The 23011-nt window shown below is 68.3% G+C and carries 22 protein-coding genes; 9 read left to right on the forward strand and 13 right to left on the reverse strand.

Annotated elements, in window-relative coordinates:
- Positions 1–104: 104 nt before the first annotated feature.
- Positions 105–1340 carry a cytochrome P450 gene (locus tag ACZ7OH_RS49885; RefSeq protein WP_470287379.1) on the forward strand — a complete coding sequence of 412 codons (1236 nt, stop codon included), beginning with the start codon at positions 105–107 and terminating at the stop codon, positions 1338–1340.
- Here ACZ7OH_RS49885 and ACZ7OH_RS49890 read toward each other — a convergent pair.
- The gene (locus ACZ7OH_RS49890; protein WP_470287380.1) at positions 1294–3576 is read right to left on the reverse strand and encodes an ATP-binding protein; all 2283 of its coding nucleotides are present in this window, start codon (positions 3574–3576) and stop codon (positions 1294–1296) included. The two genes, ACZ7OH_RS49885 and ACZ7OH_RS49890, sit on opposite strands and share 47 nt — an antisense overlap.
- 877 nt (positions 3577–4453) lie before the next feature.
- On the opposite strand from ACZ7OH_RS49890, the gene ACZ7OH_RS49895 reads away from it, so the two are divergent.
- The 7 genes from ACZ7OH_RS49895 (at position 4454) to ACZ7OH_RS49925 (ending at position 11279) form a co-directional block, all read left to right on the forward strand.
- Positions 4454–6373, forward strand: coding sequence for a S53 family peptidase (locus tag ACZ7OH_RS49895; protein WP_470287381.1), 1920 nt, complete (start codon positions 4454–4456; stop codon positions 6371–6373).
- Between the two features lie 83 nt (positions 6374–6456).
- Positions 6457–7329, forward strand: coding sequence for a L,D-transpeptidase (locus tag ACZ7OH_RS49900; protein WP_470287382.1), 873 nt, complete (start codon positions 6457–6459; stop codon positions 7327–7329).
- Between the two features lie 34 nt (positions 7330–7363).
- The gene (locus ACZ7OH_RS49905; RefSeq protein ID WP_470287383.1) at positions 7364–8125 is read left to right on the forward strand and encodes a relaxase family protein; all 762 of its coding nucleotides are present in this window, start codon (positions 7364–7366) and stop codon (positions 8123–8125) included.
- Positions 8126–8263: 138 nt separating this feature from the next.
- Complete coding sequence (locus ACZ7OH_RS49910) at positions 8264–9373, forward strand: hypothetical protein (protein ID WP_470287384.1); 1110 nt, start codon at positions 8264–8266, stop codon at positions 9371–9373.
- Between the two features lie 25 nt (positions 9374–9398).
- A complete protein-coding gene (locus tag ACZ7OH_RS49915) occupies positions 9399–9872 on the forward strand; it encodes a cupin domain-containing protein (protein ID WP_470287385.1) in 474 nt (157 codons plus the stop codon).
- A gap of 109 nt (positions 9873–9981) precedes the next feature.
- Positions 9982–10179: a hypothetical protein gene (locus tag ACZ7OH_RS49920; protein WP_470287386.1), complete on the forward strand. Its 198-nt coding sequence runs from the start codon at positions 9982–9984 to the stop codon at positions 10177–10179.
- 2 nt (positions 10180–10181) lie between these two features.
- A complete protein-coding gene (locus ACZ7OH_RS49925) occupies positions 10182–11279 on the forward strand; it encodes a 3-oxoacyl-[acyl-carrier-protein] synthase III C-terminal domain-containing protein (protein WP_470287387.1) in 1098 nt (365 codons plus the stop codon).
- A 58-nt stretch (positions 11280–11337) separates the two neighbouring features.
- Here ACZ7OH_RS49925 and ACZ7OH_RS49930 read toward each other — a convergent pair whose 3' ends face one another.
- Entirely contained in the window at positions 11338–11634 is a 297-nt protein-coding gene (locus ACZ7OH_RS49930; protein ID WP_470287388.1) for a hypothetical protein, read from the reverse strand.
- A 1116-nt stretch (positions 11635–12750) separates the two neighbouring features.
- On the reverse strand, positions 12751–13095 hold the full coding sequence (locus ACZ7OH_RS49935) for a helix-turn-helix domain-containing protein (RefSeq protein WP_470287389.1): 345 nt from the start codon (positions 13093–13095) through the stop codon (positions 12751–12753).
- Positions 13096–13493: 398 nt separating this feature from the next.
- Here ACZ7OH_RS49935 and ACZ7OH_RS49940 point away from each other — a divergent pair, with 398 nt between their 5' ends.
- Positions 13494–14435, forward strand: coding sequence for a hypothetical protein (locus ACZ7OH_RS49940; protein WP_470287390.1), 942 nt, complete (start codon positions 13494–13496; stop codon positions 14433–14435).
- A gap of 2226 nt (positions 14436–16661) precedes the next feature.
- Here the strand turns inward: ACZ7OH_RS49940 and ACZ7OH_RS49945 are convergent.
- The 10 genes from ACZ7OH_RS49945 to ACZ7OH_RS49990 all read right to left on the reverse strand — a co-directional run bounded on the left by ACZ7OH_RS49945 (position 16662) and on the right by ACZ7OH_RS49990 (position 22947).
- A complete protein-coding gene (locus tag ACZ7OH_RS49945) occupies positions 16662–17744 on the reverse strand; it encodes a site-specific integrase (RefSeq protein ID WP_470287391.1) in 1083 nt (360 codons plus the stop codon).
- 77 nt (positions 17745–17821) lie between these two features.
- A complete protein-coding gene (locus tag ACZ7OH_RS49950) occupies positions 17822–17998 on the reverse strand; it encodes a helix-turn-helix transcriptional regulator (protein ID WP_470287392.1) in 177 nt (58 codons plus the stop codon).
- Positions 17991–19340 carry a replication initiator gene (locus tag ACZ7OH_RS49955; RefSeq protein WP_470287393.1) on the reverse strand — a complete coding sequence of 450 codons (1350 nt, stop codon included), beginning with the start codon at positions 19338–19340 and terminating at the stop codon, positions 17991–17993. Before ACZ7OH_RS49955 ends, ACZ7OH_RS49950 begins: the two co-directional genes overlap by 8 nt.
- A gap of 94 nt (positions 19341–19434) precedes the next feature.
- A complete protein-coding gene (locus ACZ7OH_RS49960) occupies positions 19435–20109 on the reverse strand; it encodes a DUF2637 domain-containing protein (RefSeq protein WP_470287394.1) in 675 nt (224 codons plus the stop codon).
- 18 nt (positions 20110–20127) lie between these two features.
- The gene (locus ACZ7OH_RS49965; RefSeq protein WP_470287395.1) at positions 20128–20334 is read right to left on the reverse strand and encodes a hypothetical protein; all 207 of its coding nucleotides are present in this window, start codon (positions 20332–20334) and stop codon (positions 20128–20130) included.
- An 11-nt stretch (positions 20335–20345) separates the two neighbouring features.
- Complete coding sequence (locus ACZ7OH_RS49970; RefSeq protein WP_470287396.1) at positions 20346–20627, reverse strand: hypothetical protein; 282 nt, start codon at positions 20625–20627, stop codon at positions 20346–20348.
- Between the two features lie 128 nt (positions 20628–20755).
- Entirely contained in the window at positions 20756–20977 is a 222-nt protein-coding gene (locus ACZ7OH_RS49975) for a hypothetical protein (protein WP_470287397.1), read from the reverse strand.
- 16 nt (positions 20978–20993) lie between these two features.
- On the reverse strand, positions 20994–21215 hold the full coding sequence (locus tag ACZ7OH_RS49980; RefSeq protein ID WP_470287398.1) for a hypothetical protein: 222 nt from the start codon (positions 21213–21215) through the stop codon (positions 20994–20996).
- 2 nt (positions 21216–21217) lie between these two features.
- Positions 21218–21580 (reverse strand): hypothetical protein, encoded by a 363-nt coding sequence (locus ACZ7OH_RS49985; protein ID WP_470287399.1) that lies wholly within the window; start codon positions 21578–21580, stop codon positions 21218–21220.
- Positions 21580–22947 carry an FtsK/SpoIIIE domain-containing protein gene (locus ACZ7OH_RS49990; RefSeq protein WP_470287400.1) on the reverse strand — a complete coding sequence of 456 codons (1368 nt, stop codon included), beginning with the start codon at positions 22945–22947 and terminating at the stop codon, positions 21580–21582. Before ACZ7OH_RS49990 ends, ACZ7OH_RS49985 begins: the two co-directional genes overlap by 1 nt.
- Between the last annotated feature and the right edge of the window lie 64 nt (positions 22948–23011).

Below are 23011 nucleotides of genomic sequence, written 5' to 3' on the forward strand. Positions count from 1 at the left end.
GGTCGTTGCGGGGTCGATGCGGGTCCGCATATTTCCCGCGCGGGCCGCGTTCTTTCCTGGTGGAGGGTTGATTCCGCGGTGTGCGAACGACTAGTCAGGAAGTCATGGTGCTGAATTCGGGGGACGCGCCGACGCGCGGGAATGTCACCGATCCGGTGGCGTTGGCACGGGGGTTCAACCATCTCGATCCCGCGATCGCCGCGACGGCCTACGAGACGCTGGGGGCGATCCGGCGGGGGTGTCCGGTCGCGCGTAGCGGTGAGCTGGATGGGTTCGTGCTGGTCACCGGGTATGACGAGATCCGCGAGGCGGCGCACGCGCCGGACCGGTTCAGTGCCTACGTCGACGGGCTCGGCGCGGCGGCGGTGGTCACCGAGATGCGGGAGGCGGTGGCACCGATGTTCGAGACCGACGAGGAACACCATCAGCAGTGGCGCCGCGCGCTGGTGGACTTCTTCACCCCGGCGGCCGCGGCGGCCCAGGAGCAGTACGTGCGGGCGATCTGCCGGGAGACGCTGCAGGAACTGATCCCGCACGGAGCGGCGGACCTGGTCGGCGGCTACACCCAGCAGGTGCCGCCGCTGGTGATCGGACGGGTGCTCGGGCTGGCCGAGCTGGAGCGGGCGTGGCTCTCGGAGCATGTGCGCGCGCTCTACGGTGCCGAGACGTTGACCGAGGCCCGGCAGATCGGCCGGGTGTACGCGGACTTCCTGCTCGGGCAGATCCGCGACCGCCGCACCCACCCCGGCCGTGACCTGTTCTCGCGGATGGTCGCCGTCGAGGTCGACGGCCGGACGGCGGGCGAGGACGAGCTGGTCAAGATGACCATGCTGATGGTCGCGGCCGGGCACCTGACCACCGCCGACGCCTGCGCCACCGCGATCCTGCAGCTCCTCGAAGACCCGGCGCTGCGCGAGCGTGTGGCGGGCGATGCGGGATCGCTGGGGCCGTTCGTCGAGGAGCTGATCCGCTACGAGCCGGCCGTCGCGGCCACCGGCCGCACCGTCACCGCCGACACCCAGCTGGGCGGGATACCACTCTCACCCGGAGACCGGCTGCTGCTGGCCTGGGGCAGCGCCAACCGCGACGAACGCCTATTCGCCGACGGTGAGGTCTTCCGGCTCGACCGCGAACGCAGCCGGACGCCGCACCTGGGGTGGGGCGCCGGTGAGCACCGTTGCCTCGGCCGGCATCTGGCCCGGGTCGAGCTGCGGGTCATGCTGGAGGAGCTGCTGCGCGCGGTGCCCGATTTCCGGCTTCAGCCGCACGCGACCGTGCGGCGCACGTTCGGGGTCATTCGCGGTGTGGCGGCGCTTCCGGTGCAGTGGAGCCGTCGCTAGCGGCCACGTACGCCTGGTACCACTCGGCCAGCTCTGTGCGGCCGCGCAGGTTCAACAGTCGGTAGATCTTCGTCAGGTCGCCCTCGACCGTGCGCGCCGAATTGTGCAGGGCAGCGCCGATCTCGATGTTCGACTTGCCGTCGCTGACCATGCGCGTGATCTGCCACTGCCGCTCGGTCAGCGCCGGCGAGCTGGGGTCGACGTCGCCGAGCGCGAAGGCCACGATGCGGTCATCCCGCCACCGGCCACCGGCAGCTCGGGCCGCCTCAAATGCCTCCTCGCCGACGCCCGCCTCCTCCCCGGTGCCGCGGATGATCGCGGCGATCGCGACGTCGCGATGATGGCGCCACCCGGGCAGGCCGTTGAACCGGACGCCGTGACGGGCCTGCAAGCTGTCCGACCCGCCATACAGGTACGCCGCGCTGAGATAATCACCAGCCAGCACCCGCTTGCGGGCTTCCTCTTCCACGCCCCACGCGGGGCCCCACAGGTCGCCGAGTTTCACCTGCGCACGCAGCGCATTGCGGGCGCTGGCCTGCGGCTGGGAGCCTTCGGGGAGGCCGCGGGTCCATTCCGCCCAGGTGATGGCCCATTCCGCGCCGCTGGCGTGGGCCTCGGCCAGGCACCACTGCGACATGCGGTCGGCCTCCTCGACCGGGCCGAGCAAGCCGGCGGTGAACGCGTGGAACAGCCCCGCCATGTATTCCGAGCCGTGGGCGCCGGCCGCGCGGAATCCCTCCCGCGCTGCTTCCAGCTTCGCGTAGCCGCTGCGCAGCCCCAGGGCCAGCGCGTCGTAGGTGCCGTCGATGAACTGCACCGACGGGGAGTTCTCCATGCCGATCTGCCGGGCAAGGTCGAGGCAGTCGTCGCGGTGGGCTTTGCCGCGCTCGCGGGCGCCGAGTGCGGTCCAGATCCAGCCGACCATCGCCAGCGCCGAGACCCGCACCGGCGACGGCGTCGTAGGCCCGGTCCGCAACAGCTTCTCGACCTGGCGGCAGACCGGGATCTCGGTGGCGAAGAAGAAGGGCGCTCGGGTACGCAGCAGGTCGAACATGATCGTCAGCCCGCGCTCCACCTGCCCGCGTTCGGCGCACCACGTCACCACCGTGGCGATGTTGCCGGCCTCGGCGTTGACCCCGGTCAGCAGGCACATCTCGCCCGGGCCGAACCAACCTTCAGCCGCGTCCCGCACCAGTTGCGCGACCCACGCGCAGAGGCGTTCCTCGATCGCGTCCTGGTCGCCGAAGTGCCGCAGGCTCCGGCGGCCGTACTCGCTCAGGTAATTGTGCTGCCGGTACCGGCCGTCCGCGGACGCGCCTTCGATGATCGAGTGCTGGACCAGGTAGTCCAAGGTCGTCAGGATCTCGGCACGGTCAACGGCGGCATCCGCGCAGACCTGTTCGGCCGCCTCGAGGGTGAAGCCGCCGGTGAACACCGTCAGCCTGGCCCACACCCGCTGCTGCACCTCCGAGCACAGTTTCCAGGACTCGCCGATTGCCACGTCCAGGGCCAGATGATGGGACTGGACTCCGCGGGTGCCTGGGGCGTACCGCAGCGACAGCCCGCCTTCCAGCCGTTCGAACACCACGCGGGGTGATCGTCCGGTGCTCAGCTGGGCTGCGACGAGTTCCAGGATGAGCGGGATCCCGTCGGACCAGCGCACGAGCTGCACGATCACCGACCAGTCGTCCTCGGCGGTCAGCGGCCGCCCGGCCAGGGCGGCGCGGTCCTGCAGCAACCGGACGGCGTCGCATTCCTCGGCTTCGGCGCGGTCGGCGTTCTCCTCTGGGATGCGGAGTGGATTGAGGTGCACGATCCGTGCGCCGTGGATCTGCAGCCAGGCGCGGCTGGTCGCGATGATCTGCAACTGCAGGGCCTGGTTGATCAGCAGGTCCACGAGTTCCTGGACTGGCCCGAGTAGGTGTTCGCAGTTGTCCAGCACGAGCAGGACGCGTCGGTCGCGCAGGAACCCGGTCAGCACGTCCAAGGGCTGGGCGTCAGGCTGGTGATTGGCGACGCGTAAATCTGCGAGTAGCAAGTTGCAGATTCGCTCGATCGTCGGTTCACTCTCGACTTCGTCGCTCATTTCGGCGAGGCGAATGAAGGCCGCCGCGTCGTAGCGATCGCGTCGCCGCCGGAAGACTTCTCCGGCCGTGCGCGTTTTTCCGACTCCGCCACTGCCCGTCATTGTCACCACGGGAGTGCCTTCGTCGAGATAGCCCTCCACCTCGGTCACCTTGTGCGACTGACCGACGAACGTTGTCGGATAGGCCGCGCCCGGCGGGCCCGTACCCGGCGATGGCTTACGCGCCATGATGCAAGCGCGTCGCACCGGTGGTGACCGTGCTTCGTGCTGCTGCGGCTTGCGCCTCCGGCATTGCTCCTCCTCGCACCGTCCCTGCTCGTCACGGACCTCTAGCGGTTCCCGTCACGCCCCTCGTCGGCGAGCACCGCGTTCACCCCAGGTGTGCCGCGCTCCGCGTCATGTTTCGTACCACGGGTAGCACCGTGACCCTCAAGCGTTAACCAACGGAACACTCAATCGGGTTAATCGTCAACAACCAGGACGCGGTAACTCAGCTACACACGGTAGTCGTACGCGTTTCGGTCGACCGGCAGAAAACAGTCGCACGATGAAGATCACTAACAGCGTCTAATAATATACGTTCTGCAACATAGAGCCTCACGATGGCGAGCTAAGGACGCGAAGTGCGCCCATCTCAGGACACGCACGTTGACTTTTGTCGAGAACTGGCTATTGTTCGTTTCAGCAAGGCTGCTCGTGTTCACGCCGGGGGAGGCGTGATGCAGACACGGCCGCCGACACGTTAGGACTGACACGTGCTCACATCATCGCCGGTATTCCACGTTCTGGCTCGCGGACCGCCGTTGTCGTCTCCATCCGACGACGACCTCCGATGTAGAACCTCTCGGTCGCACCGCGACCGTCACGATGACCAGGCCCCGCAGGGCCGGTCCACATCATCCGAAGTCTCCGCTCAGCCCCTCTTCGCGTATCCCTGGCTGCGGCACGAGGCCCGCCTTTCAGCGCGCCCGCCACTCAACAGACGGCGCGCTGGATGGCTTTCCCTTTCATTCAAGGAGAAACCTCGATGCACAGCCGTCTTTGGCATGCCCTCGCCGCGACCGCGGCCCTACTAGCCTCCACCGCGGCCACCGCCGTCGCCGCACCCAACACCCCCGCTGGCAACACCGGCGACCGCGCCCCGATCGCCGGGAGCACCCCAGCCTGGGCCACCCCCCACACGGAAGTCGCCCGTAGCAACGGAAACACCGTCCGCCACATCCAGGTCGCCCTCGCGCTGCGCGACCAGGACCGCGCCGAACGCCTCGCCGCGCAAGTGGCCACCCCGGGCAGCGCCGAGCACGGAAAGTTCCTGACCTCGAGGGAATTCCTCGACCGATTCGCCCCCACCGAGGACGCCGTCGACCAGGTGTCGCAGTGGCTGGCCAGTCAGGGCCTGCACGTGACAGGCGTCAGCGGCAACCGGCACTTCGTCGACGCCGAAGCTCCGACCACCGCGCTGGAGTCGGCGTTCGGGACGAGGATCGCCGCGTTCCGAGCCCGGATCGATGGCACCACCCGAACCCTCACTGCCCCGGCGTCGCAGGTGACCGTGCCGGCCTCGCTGCGTGCCTCGATCACCGCTGTGCTCGGGCTCGACGACAGCGCCGCTCTTCTCAAGCCGCAGCACACCCGCCCGGCAGCTGCGGCGGCGGAGCAGCACTGCGCGCGGTGGTGGGCCGAGCAGAACAACACCGACGTGCCACAGAAATACCCGGCCGGATCCCAGTCGAACTCGTTGTGCGGCTACACCGGCACCCAGGTCCGCGCGATGTACAAGCTGGGCAACGGAAACACCGGGGCGGGCACGACGATCGGTGTCGTCGGCGCCTACAACTCCGCCACCGTCGTGGCCGACACCAACCAGGCCGCCGCCCAGCTCGGCGTCCCGCCGCTGACCGATGGCCAGTACAGCGCGGTCCTGCCGCAGGGCGGGTTCACCGACGCACAGGAATGCGGCTCCGACGGATGGGCCGCAGAACAGACGCTGGACGTCCAGGCATCCCACACCATCGCCCCAAGCGCGAAGATCCGTTACTACGCCGGGAAAACCTGCAAGGGCACCGGGCTCTACGACGCGTTCAACCAGGCCGTCACCGACAACGCCGTGGACGTGATCAGCAACAGCTACGGCAACGCCGACGGCGAAGCCTCCTTGCCGCAGGCGGCGCGGGACCAGTTCAACAGCATGGCGCTGCAGGCCGCGATCCAGGGCCAGACCATCACCGTGTCCACCGGCGACGCCGGCAACAACTCCGGCCCCGTCGGCCACCCGACCGCCAGCTTCCCCTCCTCCAGCCCATGGGTCGTGGCCGTCGGTGGCACCAGCGTCGGCCTGGACCAGAACAACCAGACGAAGGTGCTGACCGGGTGGGAGAACAGCGGCAACACCCAGTCCGGCAACTCGTGGGCACCGCAGCGAGACGCGGACGGACCGTTCGCCTCCGGCTCCGGCGGCGGCACCTCGGCCCTCTACGACGCACCAGACTGGCAGGCCGGTGTCGTCTCCGGCGCGGGTGCGAAGCGGGCGGTGCCGGACATCGCGGCGCTGGCCGACTCCTACACCGGGATGCTGGTCGGGCAGACCATCAAGGGCCAGTTCGGGATCGGCTCCTACGGCGGCACCTCGCTGGCCTCGCCGCTTGTCGCGGGGCTCGTCGCCGATGCCCAGCAGGCCCGCTCCGGCGCCGCCCGTGCCGGGCTGCTCACCCCTGTCCTTTACAGCCTGCGCGGGTCGAGCGCGATCGCGGACGTCGTCCCGCAGAAGGCGGGGGTGTGGACGCCGATGATGCACGCCTTCGGCGGCGTCGCCGTCCCCGGCGGGCAGGGCAGCTACCTGATCGACTTCGACGCCCGCCCGCAGAACCTGCAAAGCGGCCCCGGCTGGGACAACGTCACCGGCCTCGGCACCCCCGACAGCGGCTTCATCTCCGCACTTTCCCAGTAACCACAACCTCTTTTCGCGGCAGACCCGCTCGGGTGCGGGCGGGCCTGCCGCGCCCTCCATCGACCTTGAGGAAGGACCGTTCTATGTCCGAGATGCCACGACCGGCGCCGAACCGGTGGCGGGTGCTCGCGCTCTGGCTGGCCGGGATCGCGCTGATCGGCACCGCGGGCGTGCTGCTCGCATCGTCTCCGACAGCGCCCGACGCCGCTCGCGGCGGCGGCGAGCCGGTCGAGCTGGGAGTCGAACTCGACGCCCCGGTCGTAGCCGCCCGCGTCGTCCCGAACCTCGCGGGGCTGCCCGAGGCCAGCACCTTCGGGACCACTCCGGCCGCTCCGCAGGACGCGACAGCCGACGAGGTCCCGGACGGGCAGCTCGTCCACCCGACCACTTCGGTGCCGGTGTACGACCAGCCCGGCGGCGCGGCCATCGCAGCCTTGCCGACCACCCAGCTCGGATCCGACACATGGCTACCGGTGATCGCCGACGAACCGGGCTGGGTGCAAGTGCTGCTGCCCTCGAAGCCCAACGGCTCCACCGGCTGGCTGTCCACCCAGGACAACACGCTCGCGATCCGGTCGACAACCGACCGGATCGTCATCGACCGAGCCGCGTTCCGGCTCACCCTCTACCGCGACCACCAGCAGATCGGCACCTGGAGCGTCGGCGTCGGCACTCCGGCCGCACCGACTCCCGCGGGACGGACGTTCGTGCTCGCCTCGATGACCGACGCGAAGCAGAAGTTCAGCCCGGTGATCTTCCCGCTCGGGATCCACTCGGCCACGTTTTCCACCTACGGCGGCGGGCCCGGGACCACGGGCATCCACGGCTGGCCCACCACCGACGTGTTCGGCCGCCCGTCCAGCGACGGATGCATCCGCGTTCCCGCCGACGCCCTCGCCACCTTCACCAACCCGGCCGATCCGGTGCCCATCGGCACCCCGGTCCGCATCCGCTAACCCAACCACACCAAAACTTCTGGAGAAACCAGCCATGAACACCACACGTACCGTCCTCGCCGCCGCCGGAGCTGGCGCACTCCTGATCGGCACCCTCACCTCCAGCTGTACCCCGGCGACCGCGGCGCCGCCGGCCCTCGCGGCCGTCGCAGCGACGTCGACCGCGACCGGGATCTCGGTCTCCGGCGGCGAGCACCTCTCGACCCGGCCGAGCGTGTCCAGCAGCGGCGCGATCAAGACCGCCGGCGGATCGGTGTCCAGTCCCAGCGGCGCGGTCGTGGCCAGCGGCATCAGCCTGCAGGCCGGCGCCGGGTTCGCCGAAGCCCGGGTCGCGTCGGTGCGGATCGGCGGGACCACGGTCGGGCCGTTCACCGCGACCTGCCGCAACGGCGCCATCACCACCAGCGCCCCCAAGGGCGGCAGCGGCAACCTCAAGGTCACCGGCGGCGGCCACGGCACCGCCGGGGTCATCACCGTCACCACCAGCACCGCCCCCACCCGAACCAACGGAACCGGCGGACCGACATCGGCCAAGCCGACCGCGGGCACAGCGATCACGGTGACGGTGGCGACGGTCAGCTGCGGCGCCGGAACCCCTCCGCCGCCGACCGGTAACCCGCCTACCGGCACCCGCCCGGCCCCGGCGCATAAACCCGGAGCTCCCGGCACGTCCCAGCCGAGCAAGCCGGGCAAGCCGGGCAAGCCAGACCAGCGGCACCAGCAGGGCGACAACCCGGGCGACCGGACCGCGCCCAAGCCGCAACCGAAACCCGGCCACGTCGCCGTCACCGGCTGACCATCAGCTGCGCGGGCCCGCGCCCCCACCTCAACCCTCCAACGCGGGCCCGCGCACCCCGTCCGCTCCCACGTCCCCGCCGGGCGCCCCTCCCACGCCCGCACAACCCATCCGACTCACCCACCAGGGGAGATCTCCATGTCCACCCTCGTTTTCAGTCACGCCAGCAGCGACTACCCCGACACCGCCGCGCCCTCCGAAGACGACCGGGCGGTGCATTTCGTCGGCTCGCTGCCCGCCGTCTTGGCCGGCGACCACTGCGCGACGATGCAGTGGTTTCTCGACCACAGCGCCGACACTTCGTTGACTGGGCTGCCGTGTGATCCGGACCCGCGGTGGATCATCGACTGGCTCGACGGCCTCGCCGCCGTTGATGCCCTCGAACCTGTGCGCACCGGCCATTCCGCCGACTACGACGACATGCCGACCTACCGCCTCAAGCGCGGCCGCTGGCTGGAATCCGAGGACCTGTCCCTCGGGCGCGCCGCGCACACCGACGCCGTCATGGCCGCCCGCGCCCAGCTGCGCGACGACCGGGACTTTCCACCGCATCAAGTGTCGATCCCGAACCCGTATGACCTGGCGCTGTTCGCCTTCGGCAGCCCTGCCGCGGCGGTCACGCACCTGCCGGTGTTCCGCCAGGCCGTGCTCGATGACGTCCACACCATCCACCGCCAGCACGGCAGCGGGGTCGTCTTCCAGCTCGAGACCCCGGCGGTGCTCGCGACGTTGGACCGCACGCCGCGGACGCTGTGGCCGGCGGCGGTGCGGGCGCTGGCCAAGCAGGTCGCGCGTGTCTTCGTAGACGGCCCGCGCGAGGCGACGTGGCGGATTCACCTCTGCCACGGTGACCTCGGCCACCAGCCGCTGTTCGCGCTGACCGACCTCGTGCCTGCCGTGCAGTTTCTCAACGCGCTGCACAAGCAGCTGCGGCGGCTGCGGATCCCGATGCCGGCCGTGCACGTCCCGATGTGTACCGGCACCGACGCCCCGCCGACGGATCCGCGGTTCTACCGGGCGCTGCGGCACCTGCGCCGCGACATCGACGTCATCGCCGGACTCGTCGACGAAACCCACCCCAAACACTCTCGCGCCGCGCTCGGGCTGGTTGAGACCGAACTGGACCGGCCCGTCCTGGCGGTCGCCGCCGCGTGCGGCCACGGCCGCCGTCTCGTCCCGGCCGCCGTCGCCAACGCCGCGCTCGCCTGCGAGCTCGCCCACCACACCACCGACACCCCCGCCCGCTGAACTCAACTCCGAAAGGACTGTCGAGATGGAGACCACGACTACGCCGATACCGTCCGCTGCCGGCCAGCTGGCGGACGAAGGCGAGACGCTCACCCCGATCCTGCGCGCCGGGATCGTTCCCACCCGCGCGCTGTCGGGCGGTCGGATGCACCTGCCCGGCGCCACCACCCTCGCCCCTCAGCGCCACGACACCACCGAGACTGCGATCGCGATCATCAGCGGCCACGTGGCCGTCCTCTCCGGCAACGCCATGCAGGCCTTTCACCCCCGTGCCGGGGACATGATCTACATCCCCGCCACGCTGCCGTACGCGGTGGTCAACCTCAGCAACAACGCCTCCGTCCTCGCCCAGGTCTTCCGCACCGACCCCGGCTTCGACACTGACATCCACCGTATGCCCGAACTCGACCGCGCCGTCCGCGACCAGATCCCCGACCTGCGCCGCGCCCACCACAAAGCGCTCCTCACCCGGCGCAGCGGCCGCGCGCGCCGCACCTGACTTCCTCTCGCACCTTCGTCCAGCACCACGCCACTCCGCCGACCGGACCCGTTCGGCGCCTCCCCGTCACCTGGCGTGTCACCCAGACCGGCTCGATCAGGAAGACATCATGCGCACCTGGATCACCGACACCGCCCGCGACCTACTCGATCACCCGCCGCCAGGCGGACCACTCACACTCGATGAGATCGCCGCCTGCGCCGGCATCACGATCCGTCAGCTGCGGGCCTACTACACATCGGTAGGGGCCGTCGTCGGCGATAGCTCCGACATTCCAGTACGCCCGAGCCACGTTGGGCGGTGCTGACCATGCACTGGAAGAACCTCCACCTGCGCGGCGTCGGCGCCGCACTCGGCGACATCGTCGCCGTCGAGAACCTCAAGACCCACCCCACGCTGTACGCATCGACCAGCCAGCGCGCGGTGTCGATCGCCTCAGACAGCACCGGGATGGATCTGGCCGTGCGTGCCGCGCGCAACGCTCTCGCCAGCATGGCCATGACCACCACCGGCCCGCTCCCCGTGCCCGACCTGCACTTCCATGCCGCGATCTGGCGCGGCAGCCGCGGCATCGACTTCTGGTCCCGCGCCGCTTACGTCCGCAGCCGCCTAGGCCTGCCCGCCGGACGCGGCATCGCCTCCGAGCTCAACGCCATGAGCAATAGTCTCGTCGGCGGCATCGACATCTCCGCTCGCGTCCTGGCCGGCAGTCCCGACCTGGATACCGTCCTGCTCTCCGGCGGCGAAACCTTCGGCCCACCCGCCTTCGACCACCTCACCGCCGACCACGGCATCGCCTACGGCGACGGCGGCTCCGCCCTCATCCTCGGCCGCCACCCCGGCCTCGCCCACATCCTCGCCACCAGCTCCTACACCGACCCCACCCTCGAACAACTCCATCGCGGCAACCACCGCTTCCTCCCCGCCGGCACCACCGAGCCCGGCATCGAGCGCATCCGCGAACGCAAACGCCAATACACCGACGCCGTCGGCACCGCCTCGATCACCCGCCGCAACCACGACGGTGTCCACGCCGTCATGGAGGAAACGCTCCGCGACGCCGGCCTGCAGCTCGACCAGCTGCGCTGGGTGCTGTTGCCGCACTACGGACGGCATCTGCTCGACACCCACTGCCTGCAACCCCTCGGCATCACCGCCGAGCGCACCCTCTGCCACGCCGGCAACCAATGGGGACACATCGGCCCCAACGACCAAATCGTCGGCCTCGCCCACCTACTCGCGCGCGGCGCGGTTGTCCCCGGCGACCACGTCGCTCTGCTCGGAATCGGTATCGGCATGACTTGGACCGCCGCGATCCTCCGCATCGACACGGTGCCATCCGGCCTGCGTGTCCTCGCCCCGCCCCTGCGCTGGCCCTGGCGCACCCCGGCCGACGCCCAGCGCTGACCAGCGCCTGGCCCCCTGCAGCGCCGAGCTCCCGAGGACTCCCATGCCCGACACCTACCTACCGTCGCGCCTCGACCAGGCGCTCTTCTGCGCGCCGTTCATCGTCATCGACGCCGACAATCAGGCGCACACGATCACCCACCGCCTCGACGACGCCGCCGGCATCCTCAACGCCGACGGCGCGGCCCGAGCGATCGTCGGCACGCTCCGCGAGCCCCTCCTTGCTATCGACATCGACCCCGCAGACACCGGCGCCAGTGCCGACGCGGGCGACGTTGTCACCGAGCAGTTGCTCCTCTGGGCCGACCGCTACGGCCTGCCCTTGCTCCGGCGCGCCTCCGGTCGCCCGGGCCACACCCACCTCGTCATCAAGGCGCCGCCGTGCCTCCGCGAAGAGCTCGACCGCGTCGTCCGCGCCGTCGCCACCCGGCAGAACGTCTCCTCCACCGTCCGCTCAACTCTCCGGCTCACCTCCTCTCCCCACCGACACGCGCTGCCCAGCCCGATCCTGAACTGCACGTTGACGACCAGCGACGTGCCGGATCTCGTCAGGTATAGGGCCCCGCGGGCTACGCGACCAGCGCGTCGACGCGGCGCCTCGGGCGTCAGCAGGTCTGAGCGCGAGTACGGCCACGCTCTCGCGCTCGCTCGCGCCGGCCACGCCACGGCGCACGCCTGGGCATTCGCCAACCTCGCCGGCACCAAGGCCCGCGAGATCGGGCGGCAAGCCTGGCGACGCTGGTTCTGGGCGCCCGCCACCACGATCACCGCCGCCGAAAGCGGCCTCGCTGAGCAGCAGGCATGGGACCTTTTCCAGCAGGCATCCCCGACGCAGGCCGCCTACGTCGGACGAGACACCTGGCGCCGCACCCGCTGGTTACCCGCACTTCGCGAAGCGGCCGAAAGCAGACCGCGACGACGACGCCTTGGACCATCTCAAACCGGCGACAACCCAGGCGAACCCTCACCGCGTCAACTACGACACGTCCGTGCCGTGCTTCAAGCGGCCGTCGATAGGCAGCTGGCGCGCGGAGCCAGCACGGCGGTGCGAACCGGCACGATCGCCGGCGTACGGGTCGCTAGCTTGCGCGCGGCTCTCGACGCATTCGCGCACGCAGTGCTCGACGCACAAGGCTCAATTTCTATTCGTCACTGGGCCGAGCGCGCCGGTCTCGATCCCAAGACCGTGCGCCGGGCCCGAGATGCCGCGCTCAGGCTGGGCATTCTCGAACGCGTGCACCACTACGCCGGAGGAGAGGCAGACTGCGACGCATTCATCTTGACCGAAGGCGCTACTACCGACCACATCACGGAATTAACTTCCCCCACTCTGTACACCCCCACCCACGGCCAGGCTGACACCCTCAGGCTGCGATCACAGCATCAGCGCGACAGGATCCAATTCGCGCTCAACCGCAACCTGAGGGCCACGGGCACCAACGTCGGCCATCAGGACCCCAAAGAAGAGCCTTTACTTGCCGCCAGCATCGGCGCCGCTCATCATCGGCAGCGTGAACTCACTGGAGTCGACCGCCCTCATTTCCGAGACTGCGACTTCTTCCATCGCGTCGATTGCCTTTGCGGGGATCGAGATACGCCCCCGCGTTCGAATCGCCGGGAAAGCCCCTTCATCTACGGCACGGTAGATGGTCATGGCAGAAATGCCGAGCAGCGTTGCCGCCTGGCCAACAGTCAGGAAACGCGGCGCGCTCGCAGTGGATTCGGACATCACAAACCTCCGGTGCTTCGTAGCCAGGGGAGGCTGGTGACGACGGTCCAGGTGACCGCCCAACATCGACACCATTAACTTCAGCATCCGCCACAAACATCAACTCGTCAACCTGGCCCCGGCGCAACTAAGTCAGGCCTAGCCGAGACCTGCGCCTCCTACATAGCCATCGGCCTCGGTGATGTACCGGCCGGCTTCTCAGCCGTCAACGGCCCGCACGGAGTCGCGGACGAGCAACACCCCCGTCGTCGCCGATTAGCGATTCCCTTCGAACTGACGCGAAGCATGTCGTCCGAGGTCCTGCTATGAGCTCGTGCGCCCGCCATTCCCCGCAGCTCGGCGGGCAAGCCCTCGGCGTGGGTTCCTTGTGGACGTGACCCGCCCGCTCGCCATTTTCAAGAACTTCAAAGCTGAATGCCCGTGCGGCTTAGACGACGGGGCGGGGCGCGGACCTGTGGCCGGTGAACTTGGCTACTGTTCAGGTCATGGACCAGCAGACACTTCGGGAATCCTCGCAGCGTTGGATGCACGCCGCGCTGGACGCGTTCGGCCGCGGCGAGGCCCTCGACTTCGCCGTTCATCATGCTGGCGTCGGCCTGGAGCACCTTCTCAAGGCTTACCTTTGGTCGTTGCACCCGGCCCTGGTCCTCGACGCAGCGCACCTCCCGTCTCTGCTACACGCGGTCGGATACGGTGACCGCTCAAGCGTCCACGAGAGGCGCGCTAAGTCCATCGGGTTGAAAGCAGCGTTCGATCGAACTCGGATGTTGCTCATGCCGAAGGTCGCGGTCACTGAGGCGAAGTTCGAGCCGGTATACGCGGCCCGGAACGGCGTTGCCCACGTCGGCTCACACGACTCCTCAGCCGCGCGCGACGTCATCGGCATCTGTATCAGGGTCGCCACGCCCGTCCTCACTGAGCTCGCGATCGACCCGCGGGATTACTGGGACCACTACATCGGCCTCGTGGAACAACTCGCCGAAGAGCAAATCAACGAACTGCGGTTGACCTACGAGGCGAAGACCACGCGAGCGCGGCGCAGGTTCCAGCAGCGGTTTGATGAACTCGCGACTCGCGAACGAGAAGGACTGATCGCGGCCATCGTCGCATCGGACTTCGACCTCGATGCCTACGGCATTCAGGTCGACTGTCCTGTCTGCGCGAGTAAGGCGCAGCTGGACGGGACCAACAAGGTCATCCGGGATGTCGCCGCCGAGAACGCGACCGGCGACGGTGCTCCGCGACTGGTGTTCTACCCGGACTACTTCCGCTGCGCCGTCTGTGGCCTGGAACTCTATGAAGACGAACTCGAGCTTGCCGGCCTTGATCAACCGCGAGACCGAGACGTCGAGAATCCTTGGGACTACCTTGAGGTCGACGAAGACCTCGCCTACGAGAGCACACGCGAGGACAGATTCGATGGTTGATGGCAGTCAACTACAGCCCGGAAAGTGATCATCTCCCCCTCGGGGCATCCGTCGGAGTAGAGCTGTTTGTCGAGAACAGAGAGTCAGGTGTCCTTTCCGACCTACACAGTCACCTTCTGCCTCGGGCAGGCGGCGGTGCCGGCGCGGCGCATGGCTACGACCCGGCGGGTGCGATCCTCGCGTAAGCTGCGCCAAGCGGTGTTGTGGACGCGGCCGGCGCTGGTGAACGAGCGGCAGTCGGCCTCGGCAACAAGCTTGGGTTCGGGCGGGCGACCCCAGGCGACCTCGAGGCGGTGCGATCGCGGCGTTTGAGTGCGCCGTTCCAGGGGGTCGAGGCGTGCCTGCGGGCAGGCACGGTCGCCTTCCGTGAAGCCTTTGCCTTACCGAACGTCACCACCGAGGGCGACTACGTGCACATCGTGGCGGCTTGCCGGCATTTGGGCCATGATCACATGCTCGTCGCGGCCACGATGGGCCACGCGCCCGCGTACAGGTCGACGGTCCCGCTTCTCGGCGGGGCACGGCCAACTCGTTCCGCGCCCGGATCGCGACGCCGCGCCTGAGCGCCGCGCATCCACCGAAACGGCGCCAACCCGGCAGTCCTGCCGGACCCGGTCATGACGTCGTCGGAGATCGAGTACCCGGGGGCGGCACTTCCCTGGCAATCATTCGCGTCGGTGGCTGAGTGACATGGTAGTCAGGTATGAGCGGGGCAGCTCTGCGAGTGGTGGTCGAGTCGCGGCGAGGCAGTGTAACACACGCCCCGGAAGGGCCGACTCCTACAAACATGTCGAGACGAGAAGGTGTCAGGCGTCGGGCGTACGCCCCGACGATGCTGCTGATACTTGCAGTGGCAGTGTGCTCTTGCGGCGCCAATTCCCTCGCTAACACACCAGAAAGCGGATCTGCGAGCGCGAGCTCAACCGCACAGTCTCCAGCGAGTGGTCCAGCTAAGACTATCGCTGGCATCGCTGTTTGCTCAGACGACCTGGCGATCACCGTGGTCGATGGCACAACTGGCCAAGTCGCGGCCGTCATGGAGCCACCGCCGCAAGGTATCGACGGCAACATCTTCCAGCCAACCGGCTTCAATAGCGCCGGAGGCCTGACAAAGGACCAACAATGTGGCAGCTATAGCTACGATGCCAGCCTCCAAAAGGTTGCAGGCTCCGACGGTTCAGTCAGGTCTGAATATATTGCGGCCTACTTTGACATGCGACTCGGAAAAGTTGTTGATCTGGAGGAATTTCCGAGTTCGAATGGACACTTCTCTGCGCCGGAAAATGAAGGAGTTCCAAGCGTGCAGTTCGACAGCGGAAGCGAAAACATTTGGTGGTATAGAGTAATAACACACCAAGATGATCGCCTTGGCATGGCCTACGACAAGGTCGTAGTCGCGGGTACCGGTCGCAGTATCTCGTATCCACTGAAGGATGTGGGCGGGTGCTGCGAGCAGGCATACTTGGCGATTCCGGCAGACGGGTCCTTCCCAACCCTGGTTGATTCGGAACCGTCTAGCTCTCCCGGTAAAGCCAACTTGTTCAGGTCGAACGGTTCAGTCGCAATCGACCAGGCGCCCCCGCAGCCCGCACCTGTCGATCACCTATCGGCAGAGTTGCTGCCAGCCACAAAGTACACGTACGGCACTATCCGTCCATCTTACGACGGGAAGCATGGAGCCTTCGCGGCATCAGACGACGGCGAGCATTGGTCGATTTGGACCGTGGCGGCGAGTGGCGGCGAGCCGGTCAAAGTCGCAGACCTCCCGCCCGGGCGTCGCTATCGAGATGTCATCCGCTACGGGGCTATCACTGTGGGTGGTCGCCCGTAGACTACTTGGCCGGGGGTGCTCACGGCGAGCCTGGCTCGCACTCAGTACGCCCGTGGCTTCCCCAGCCCGATCGCATGAAGGATCTCGACCTTCGCCGAGGCGCAGCTGGGAGAATCCCGGTCATCGACCTCCGTCGACACGCCACCCTCAAATTGTGTCGCCAGTCACAATCTAGGCAGCCTCACGTGACCCATTTCGTGACCCGAAACCGTGTTCAACCGTGTGACTTCTGGGGTCACGGGAGGCAACCCTGCGGATATAGTTGCAGGTAGAGGCCTTAGACGGCATCGTCACCCACTCTCCTAAAGCGGGTGTCGCAGGTTCGAATCCTGCCGGGGGCACAAAACCCCTGGTCGGGTAGTTGACCAGGGGCTTCGCGCTAGGCCAACCCTTGCTTAACCCTCATCTTTGGGCAGCTCGATCTTCGGACGTTCAGCCAGCGCCGGGCCGACGTCCTCGCCCACAACGCCCCGCTCCATGTAGTCCTCTTGAGTCGTGCTGATTCGCTCGTGTCCGAGGTAATCGGCGATCTCGCGAGCGGTCAGCCCGGCATCATCGAGTACTCCGGCGACATAGTGCCGGAAGTCGTGCGGGTGCAGGCCCTTGTACGGCGTCTTCTCAACGACCATCCGGAACCGCGCCCGGGTGTTGTCCGGATCCCGCAATGTGCCGGTCGCCGACGGGAACACCCACGGCGTCTCAGCCTCCGGCCGACGACGTTTGAGGATGTCCATCACCCAGCCAGGCGGCCGGATCGTGCGCATGCCGGCACGGCTCTTGGTGTGGTCCTGCACGAACAGGCCTCGCCCGGTCACCCGGATCGCCGTCCCGTGGAACCGGATCGTCCCGGCGTCGAAGTTGACCGAGGTGTCCCAGTCGAGCGCAAGCAACTCGCCGATACGGCACCCGAGCCCGGAAAGCACGTCGACCATGTCGACCAAATCCCAGCGCTTCGCACTCTCAGCCGCGTGGAACACCCCGAGAATGGGACTGATGGTCTTCGCGTTGACCGTACGTTCCTTCTTGCGTTTCTTGGCACCCAGACTCTCGATCTCACGGACCGGGTTCTTGTCGAGCGCGTCATGTCGGACGACCAGCGCGAAGATCCCGGACAGCACCACTTTGACATGCGATGCCGCACCACGGCCGTTGCGATCCCGCGTCTCGGTGATCAGGCGATTCACTGTCGAGACACGGATGTCCCGGACTCGAAGGTGCCCCATCGGCGTCGCCAAGTAGCGGTTCCACGTGTCGCGATACTCTCGCTTGGTGCGTGCGGCTTTGCTTGATTCGTCAATCGACTTCAACCACATGTCCGCTGCAACAGAAACCTTGGTCTCCGCCTTGATCTCACCATCACCCGACCTTCGCGCGCGGTCGCGCAGAGCTTCGAGCAGGTTGTTGATCGCCTTGGCCTTCGTCGACCCGACTCGTTCGACCGGTCGCGTGACGCCGTCATAGTCCTTGTAATTCGCCACGGCTCGGTATCCGCCGTGCGGCAGCTCGTACGTGCGGATCTTTCCCCACGTTCCCAGCGGGAGCGATGGCCTGCCCATCAGACCACCCCTTGCTGATCAACCCACGCGTCGACGTCCTCGGAGCGGTACCGGACGTACTTGCCGATGCGGCGGCCGGCCGGGCCATAGCCTTTGGTACGCCACTGGTAGAGGGTGTTCTTCGGAATGCCGAGGTAGTCGGCGACGTCTTCGATGCTGAGCAGCTTGCTATTCATGGTCGTTTTCCTTGCTGTACTTGAGCTTGCGGTCGTCTCGGATGCGTTCGGCGATGCCTGCAGCGAGTTCGCGTTCGGCGTCGTCGCGGTAACCAGCGCCGTTGAACTGCCAGTCGTTGACCACGGCGATCGAGTCGGCGCGATCGTCGAGGCCCAGGCGTTCGAGGGTTTCGGCGAGCCGGAACGCCTGGCGGTCACCTCGGATGGCCTTGAACGTCGTGGAGTAGGCCAGCGACTTGGTGAGAAAGTGGCCCCGGAAGGCGAGCATGTGCGCCCACCGGCGGAGCTTCAGGTCCTCGTACGCGAACAGGTCCCCGAGGTCCCAGGCCGTTTGGATGATCCGGCGGTGGTGCGGGGTCACCTTCAGGTGATCGATGTCGAGCTGGGAGCGGATCGGCCGGTCGGCGGCTTCGCTCTTGCCGGTCCCCTTGGTGGCGTACTTCGCGATGTAGGCGGCGAGCCGGGCTTCGGAGATGTGGCCGTCATCGTCTTCCAGCTCGGCCGACGCGGCAGGCTCGATCCGGCGGACGTCGACCTGCGTGCCCCAGGTGAGCGGCAGCTCGGTGCCGTCCGGGTAGCAGGTGCGCACGAGCACAGCCCTAGCAGCCGCGTAGACGGCGTCTTCGAGCAAGTCCGGGTGCGCCCACCGGGGAGCCGGGGACACCGCCCCATCGGGACCGTCGAGGCGGACCACGGCGTGGAAGTGCACGAGCCCGCGCCGCTGGTATTCGGCGACCTTCCCGTAGGAGAGCCGGGCCTGTTCGGCGAACTCGCGGGCCTTGAGCCCGGCCCGTTTGGCGAGCTCCCGCCGCAGGCGCATCGTGAACCGCTGCCACAGGACCCCGGCGTGGGCCTGCCAGAGCACCGACCCGACGTAGTCGTAGGTCTCCGGGTCCAGCGGGGCACCGAGGCGGGTGTCGTCGTCGTGGTGGTACTCCCCGCAGCCGCACGGCCGCCGCTTCCCGTTACGGGTGATGTGGGCGGTGTGGACGGGCCCGAAGGACGGGGCGGTGAGGGTGACGAACGCGCGCGGCCGGTCGTTCACCGACTCCGGGATGCCCTTGTGACCGCCGATGAGTCCGGCGCGGATGAGGTGGAAGGCGTCGGCGGCGTAGCGGTCGGAGCAGGCCGGGCAGACCCCAGACCGGCGGTTGCCGCACGGGGCGAAGATGTCCCCGCCGTGGTGATGCAGGACGGCGCCGGTGGTGGCGTCCTGGAGCTGGTGTGCGCCGGAGAGGCGGATGGGGCGGGCGCAGCCGTTGACGGCGCGGACCTTGGCGCGCCAGTCGTGGTAGTCGAGGGCTTTCACACGGGCGGCGAGGCGGTCTTCCAACGTCAGCATGTCGGAGCCTTTCGGTTGGCGGGCATAAGAAACGGCGCGGGAACCCGGGTTGGTGGCCGGGCTCCCGCGCCGTAGGCGGGTGCGTCAGGAGTGGTCAGGCGGTCGTGAGGTCCCGCAGGATCTGCGCGGCCATCGGTTCCGGGACACGCACGACGCGGCGGATCTCTTCGATGGTCAGCTCCCGCCCTTCGCTGCGGGCGGTTTCAGCAGCGGTGGTGATCCGGCTGGTCAGCTCAGCGGGGAGCTTGAGCCGGGGCCTGGCCGGAGCGACCACGGCGGCCGGTTCCGGTGCCGGGTCCGCTACGACGTCGGTGCGGGACGCGGTCACGGTGACCGGGCCGGGCTCGGTGGCGAGTGCCGGGTCCTCGGGGGCCGGGGCGCGGCGCATGAGCAGCTTCACGACCACGAGGAACCCGAGTGCCGGCATCGCGGCGACGAGCCATCCGGCCGGGGTGGGTTCGGCGAGCGCGACCTGGGCGGCCATCTGCACCCCGAACCCGGCCACCAGCACCGCCACCGGGAACGTGAGCTTGCGGGAACCTCCGGTGCGGTGGTCGCGCTGGATCTCGAACCCGGCGACGATGACGATGCCCTCGATCACCACCGCGTCGGCCCAGGCGATCCAGCCGAGCTGTCCGTGGTGCACAGCCCAGTCGTGGGTGTGGGTGAACCCGGCCGCCGCACCGATCGTGCCGAGGACCACGGCGACCACGGTCCGGATGAGGTCCACCAGCCGACGAGTCCGGTTCGTACTGTCCGCAGTGGACATCGCGAGTCTCCTCTCAGATCAGTTTTCGCCGCGCCAGCGTGCGGCGTAGCTGCGGTAGTGGTCGGCTTCCTGTTCCAGCAGCCTGACGACCGTGTCGGCCAGTTCGGCGAGACGAGGGTTCTGGTAGCCCGCCTTCTCTCGTTCGCCGCTGGGGATGGCCAGCTCTGCCGTGTAGTACTCGTACAGCAAGCGGTCGATGTGTCCGAAGTAGTGAATTCCGCTCATGGCAACGCCTTTCAGGTCAAGGGTGCGAGGTTGGACCAGCGTTGGAGCATGTCCCGGCCGCGTCGGGTCAGCCGTAGCGGCAGGACGGGTTTGCGGACGACGCCGTGCAGGCACGAGACCGTCTCGCGGGCCGGGCTGCGTTCGACGTAGCCGATCGACACCAGGTGCATCACGACGTCGTCCTCTTGGGCGGCCCGGCAGTGGCCTTCGCCGTCGAGGACCATCACGCGGTCGGTGTCGTCCAGCAGCCCGAACTTCCCCTCTCGGACTTCCGCGAGCACGTCCTTGGCCACCAGCGGGTTACCAGGCGAGCCGAGGGGCTTGCGACGTCCCCGGGCCGGAGGGCACGCGCGGCCGGGGGTCGGTGCCGGCGCGGCAGTGGGGGTGCCAAACAGGCCGAGCTGCCCGGGATCGCGGCGGCTCATCGGATGCGCTCCCGTCCGATGTCGCCGAACTCGCGGTTGCGGAACTCGGTGACCCCGAGGACCAGGCCGAGCCCGATGCAGCCGAACACCGCAGTCACGATCCAGAACAGCGCGGACCATCCCTGCGCGTGGTGGATCAGGTAGAGCACGAGCGCGGCCGGGACGCCGTATTTGGCGTAGAGCCAGGCCCGCCACACGTAGAAACCGAGACGCCACATGATGTTTCTCCCTTGATCACGCGCCGACACGGCGCACCTTGTCGAGTGCTTCTTCGATCAGCACGAAAGCGTCGAGGGCGGCGGCGTACTCGGAGTCATCGATCGGTCCGACGTCACCGACGTGCCCGAGGCGGTGTTCGACGTCCGCGCGGACCCAGTCGCACCACCCGGCTGCCTCCGTGGCCGCGCGTCCCAAGTGGGACACCACCCGCGCGTGGCAGTTCTCCCGATGGCTCATGGTCATTCCCCGCCCGACGGCTGGTGGCGCGGGCAGAAGACGTTCGGGTACTCGGTGACCCAGGTCGGGCACCAGGTGCGCAACGTCTCCTGCAGGGCGTCCCACTCCGCGAACAGGTCCGGCTTGTCCCCGGGCAGCTCGGCACACACCCCGCACCGCGCGAGGTACACCTCGTCCAGCGAAGCGACGTGGGCCTCGTACAGCTCGATCCCGCGTCCCGCGAACTGCTCCGCCGCGACCTGCATCTCCCACACCGCACGGGACCGGTCACGGTGAATCCGGCCGCTGAGCGGGCGGGGGTAGGACCCCACGACGACGTGGTAGTGCGGCTGCCGCAGTAAGGCCGGGTAGGTGACCGTGGTCATCACGCCACCACCGACAGACCCGGCATCGGCCGGCCGGAGCGGATGAACGCGATCAGCTCGTCGATCTCCCGGTCGTCCACGTAGGCGGCCCGAACGCGCTGCGGGACGCGGGTGCGCTGCCGGATCACGTAGCCGATACCGGCGGTGTCCGGAACGTTCGGGATTTCATCCGCGAGCGCCCCCCGCAGCCGGGCGCCGTCACCGAGGACCATGTCCACGTGCGACTGAGCCGTGACCCGCAAGCACACCCGGGTCGGGAACAGCTCCCGGACCGGCACCGTGTCCTTAGTCGGTTCCTGCACCAGCGCGGTCATGAAGTGCCCCGTGGCGCGGCCCTGGGACCCGGCGATGGCGAGCTGCTTGCGCAGGGTCCGGGCGATGGTGCCGTCGCCGTAGGCCAACAGCGCGCCGATCTCGTCGATGATCAGCAGGTTCAGCGGCGTTTCCGGCGAGACCTCGATCTTGCGGCGCCCCGTCGCGGCGAAGGACTGCTGCACCGATCGCAGGTCCGCGATGTACTCCTCCACCAGCGCCGCGCAGCTCTCCTCGGTGTCGGCGTAGCGGTAGGCGACCTGGGCGTCGCCGAACTTGCGGAACTCCAGTTGCTTGGGATCGCAGATCCACAGCCGCACCAGCCCGTCCCGGATCAGCGGGGCCAGCCCGCGCAGCTCGGAGAGCACGATCGAGTTCTTGCCCGCGCCGGTCGCACCCGCGATGAACAGGTGATCGCGGATCTTCAGCCGCCAGTCCGTGCCGTACTCGGTGTCCCCGATGTAGATGTCGTCCAGGTCGACCGCGTCCGACGTCTCGGGCATCTCCGGGGCCGGGATGGTCTCGGTGAACGGCTCCGAACGTTCGATGATCAGCGCGACGTAACCGGGCTTCGGGTGCTCGAACGCGATGCGCTGCACCCGCAGCGTGTCCGCCAGCCGTTCGAGGTTCTCCTCGATCGACCGGCGAGCCTGCCCGCGAGCCAAGGCGAGGGTCACGACATCGACCGACGGGGAGTAGGAGCGCAGCCGGGTGATCCGGGGGAACAGGTCCTCGCCGGTCTTGCGGTCGGTGGCGTACATGTCGCACGCCCGCAGCGCCCGGGTGAAGCGCGGACCGAAGTAGGCCGACCAGCGACGGCGCCAGGCCCGAAGCCGCGGGGCGGCGTAGTGGTCGAAGGTGTCCGGGTGCGCCCGGTACCAGCACAGCAAACTGCCGGCGGTTCCGCCCGCGATGCCGCCGGTGGCGGTCCAGCCGAGCTCGAGACCGGCCCAGAGGACGGCGCCCGGTCCTGCGGTGGCGCCGGGGTGGCGGACGAGCCACTTGAGCGCCTTGACTTCGGTCCCGGTCCGGCGGGACGACTTGGGGGTGTTCATGGCTTGGTGGTCCTCTCGAACAGCACAAGACCGGCCCCGCGTCCCGTAGTGGGAGGTGGCGGGG

Source organism: Amycolatopsis sp. NPDC114478 (genome assembly GCF_055633805.1).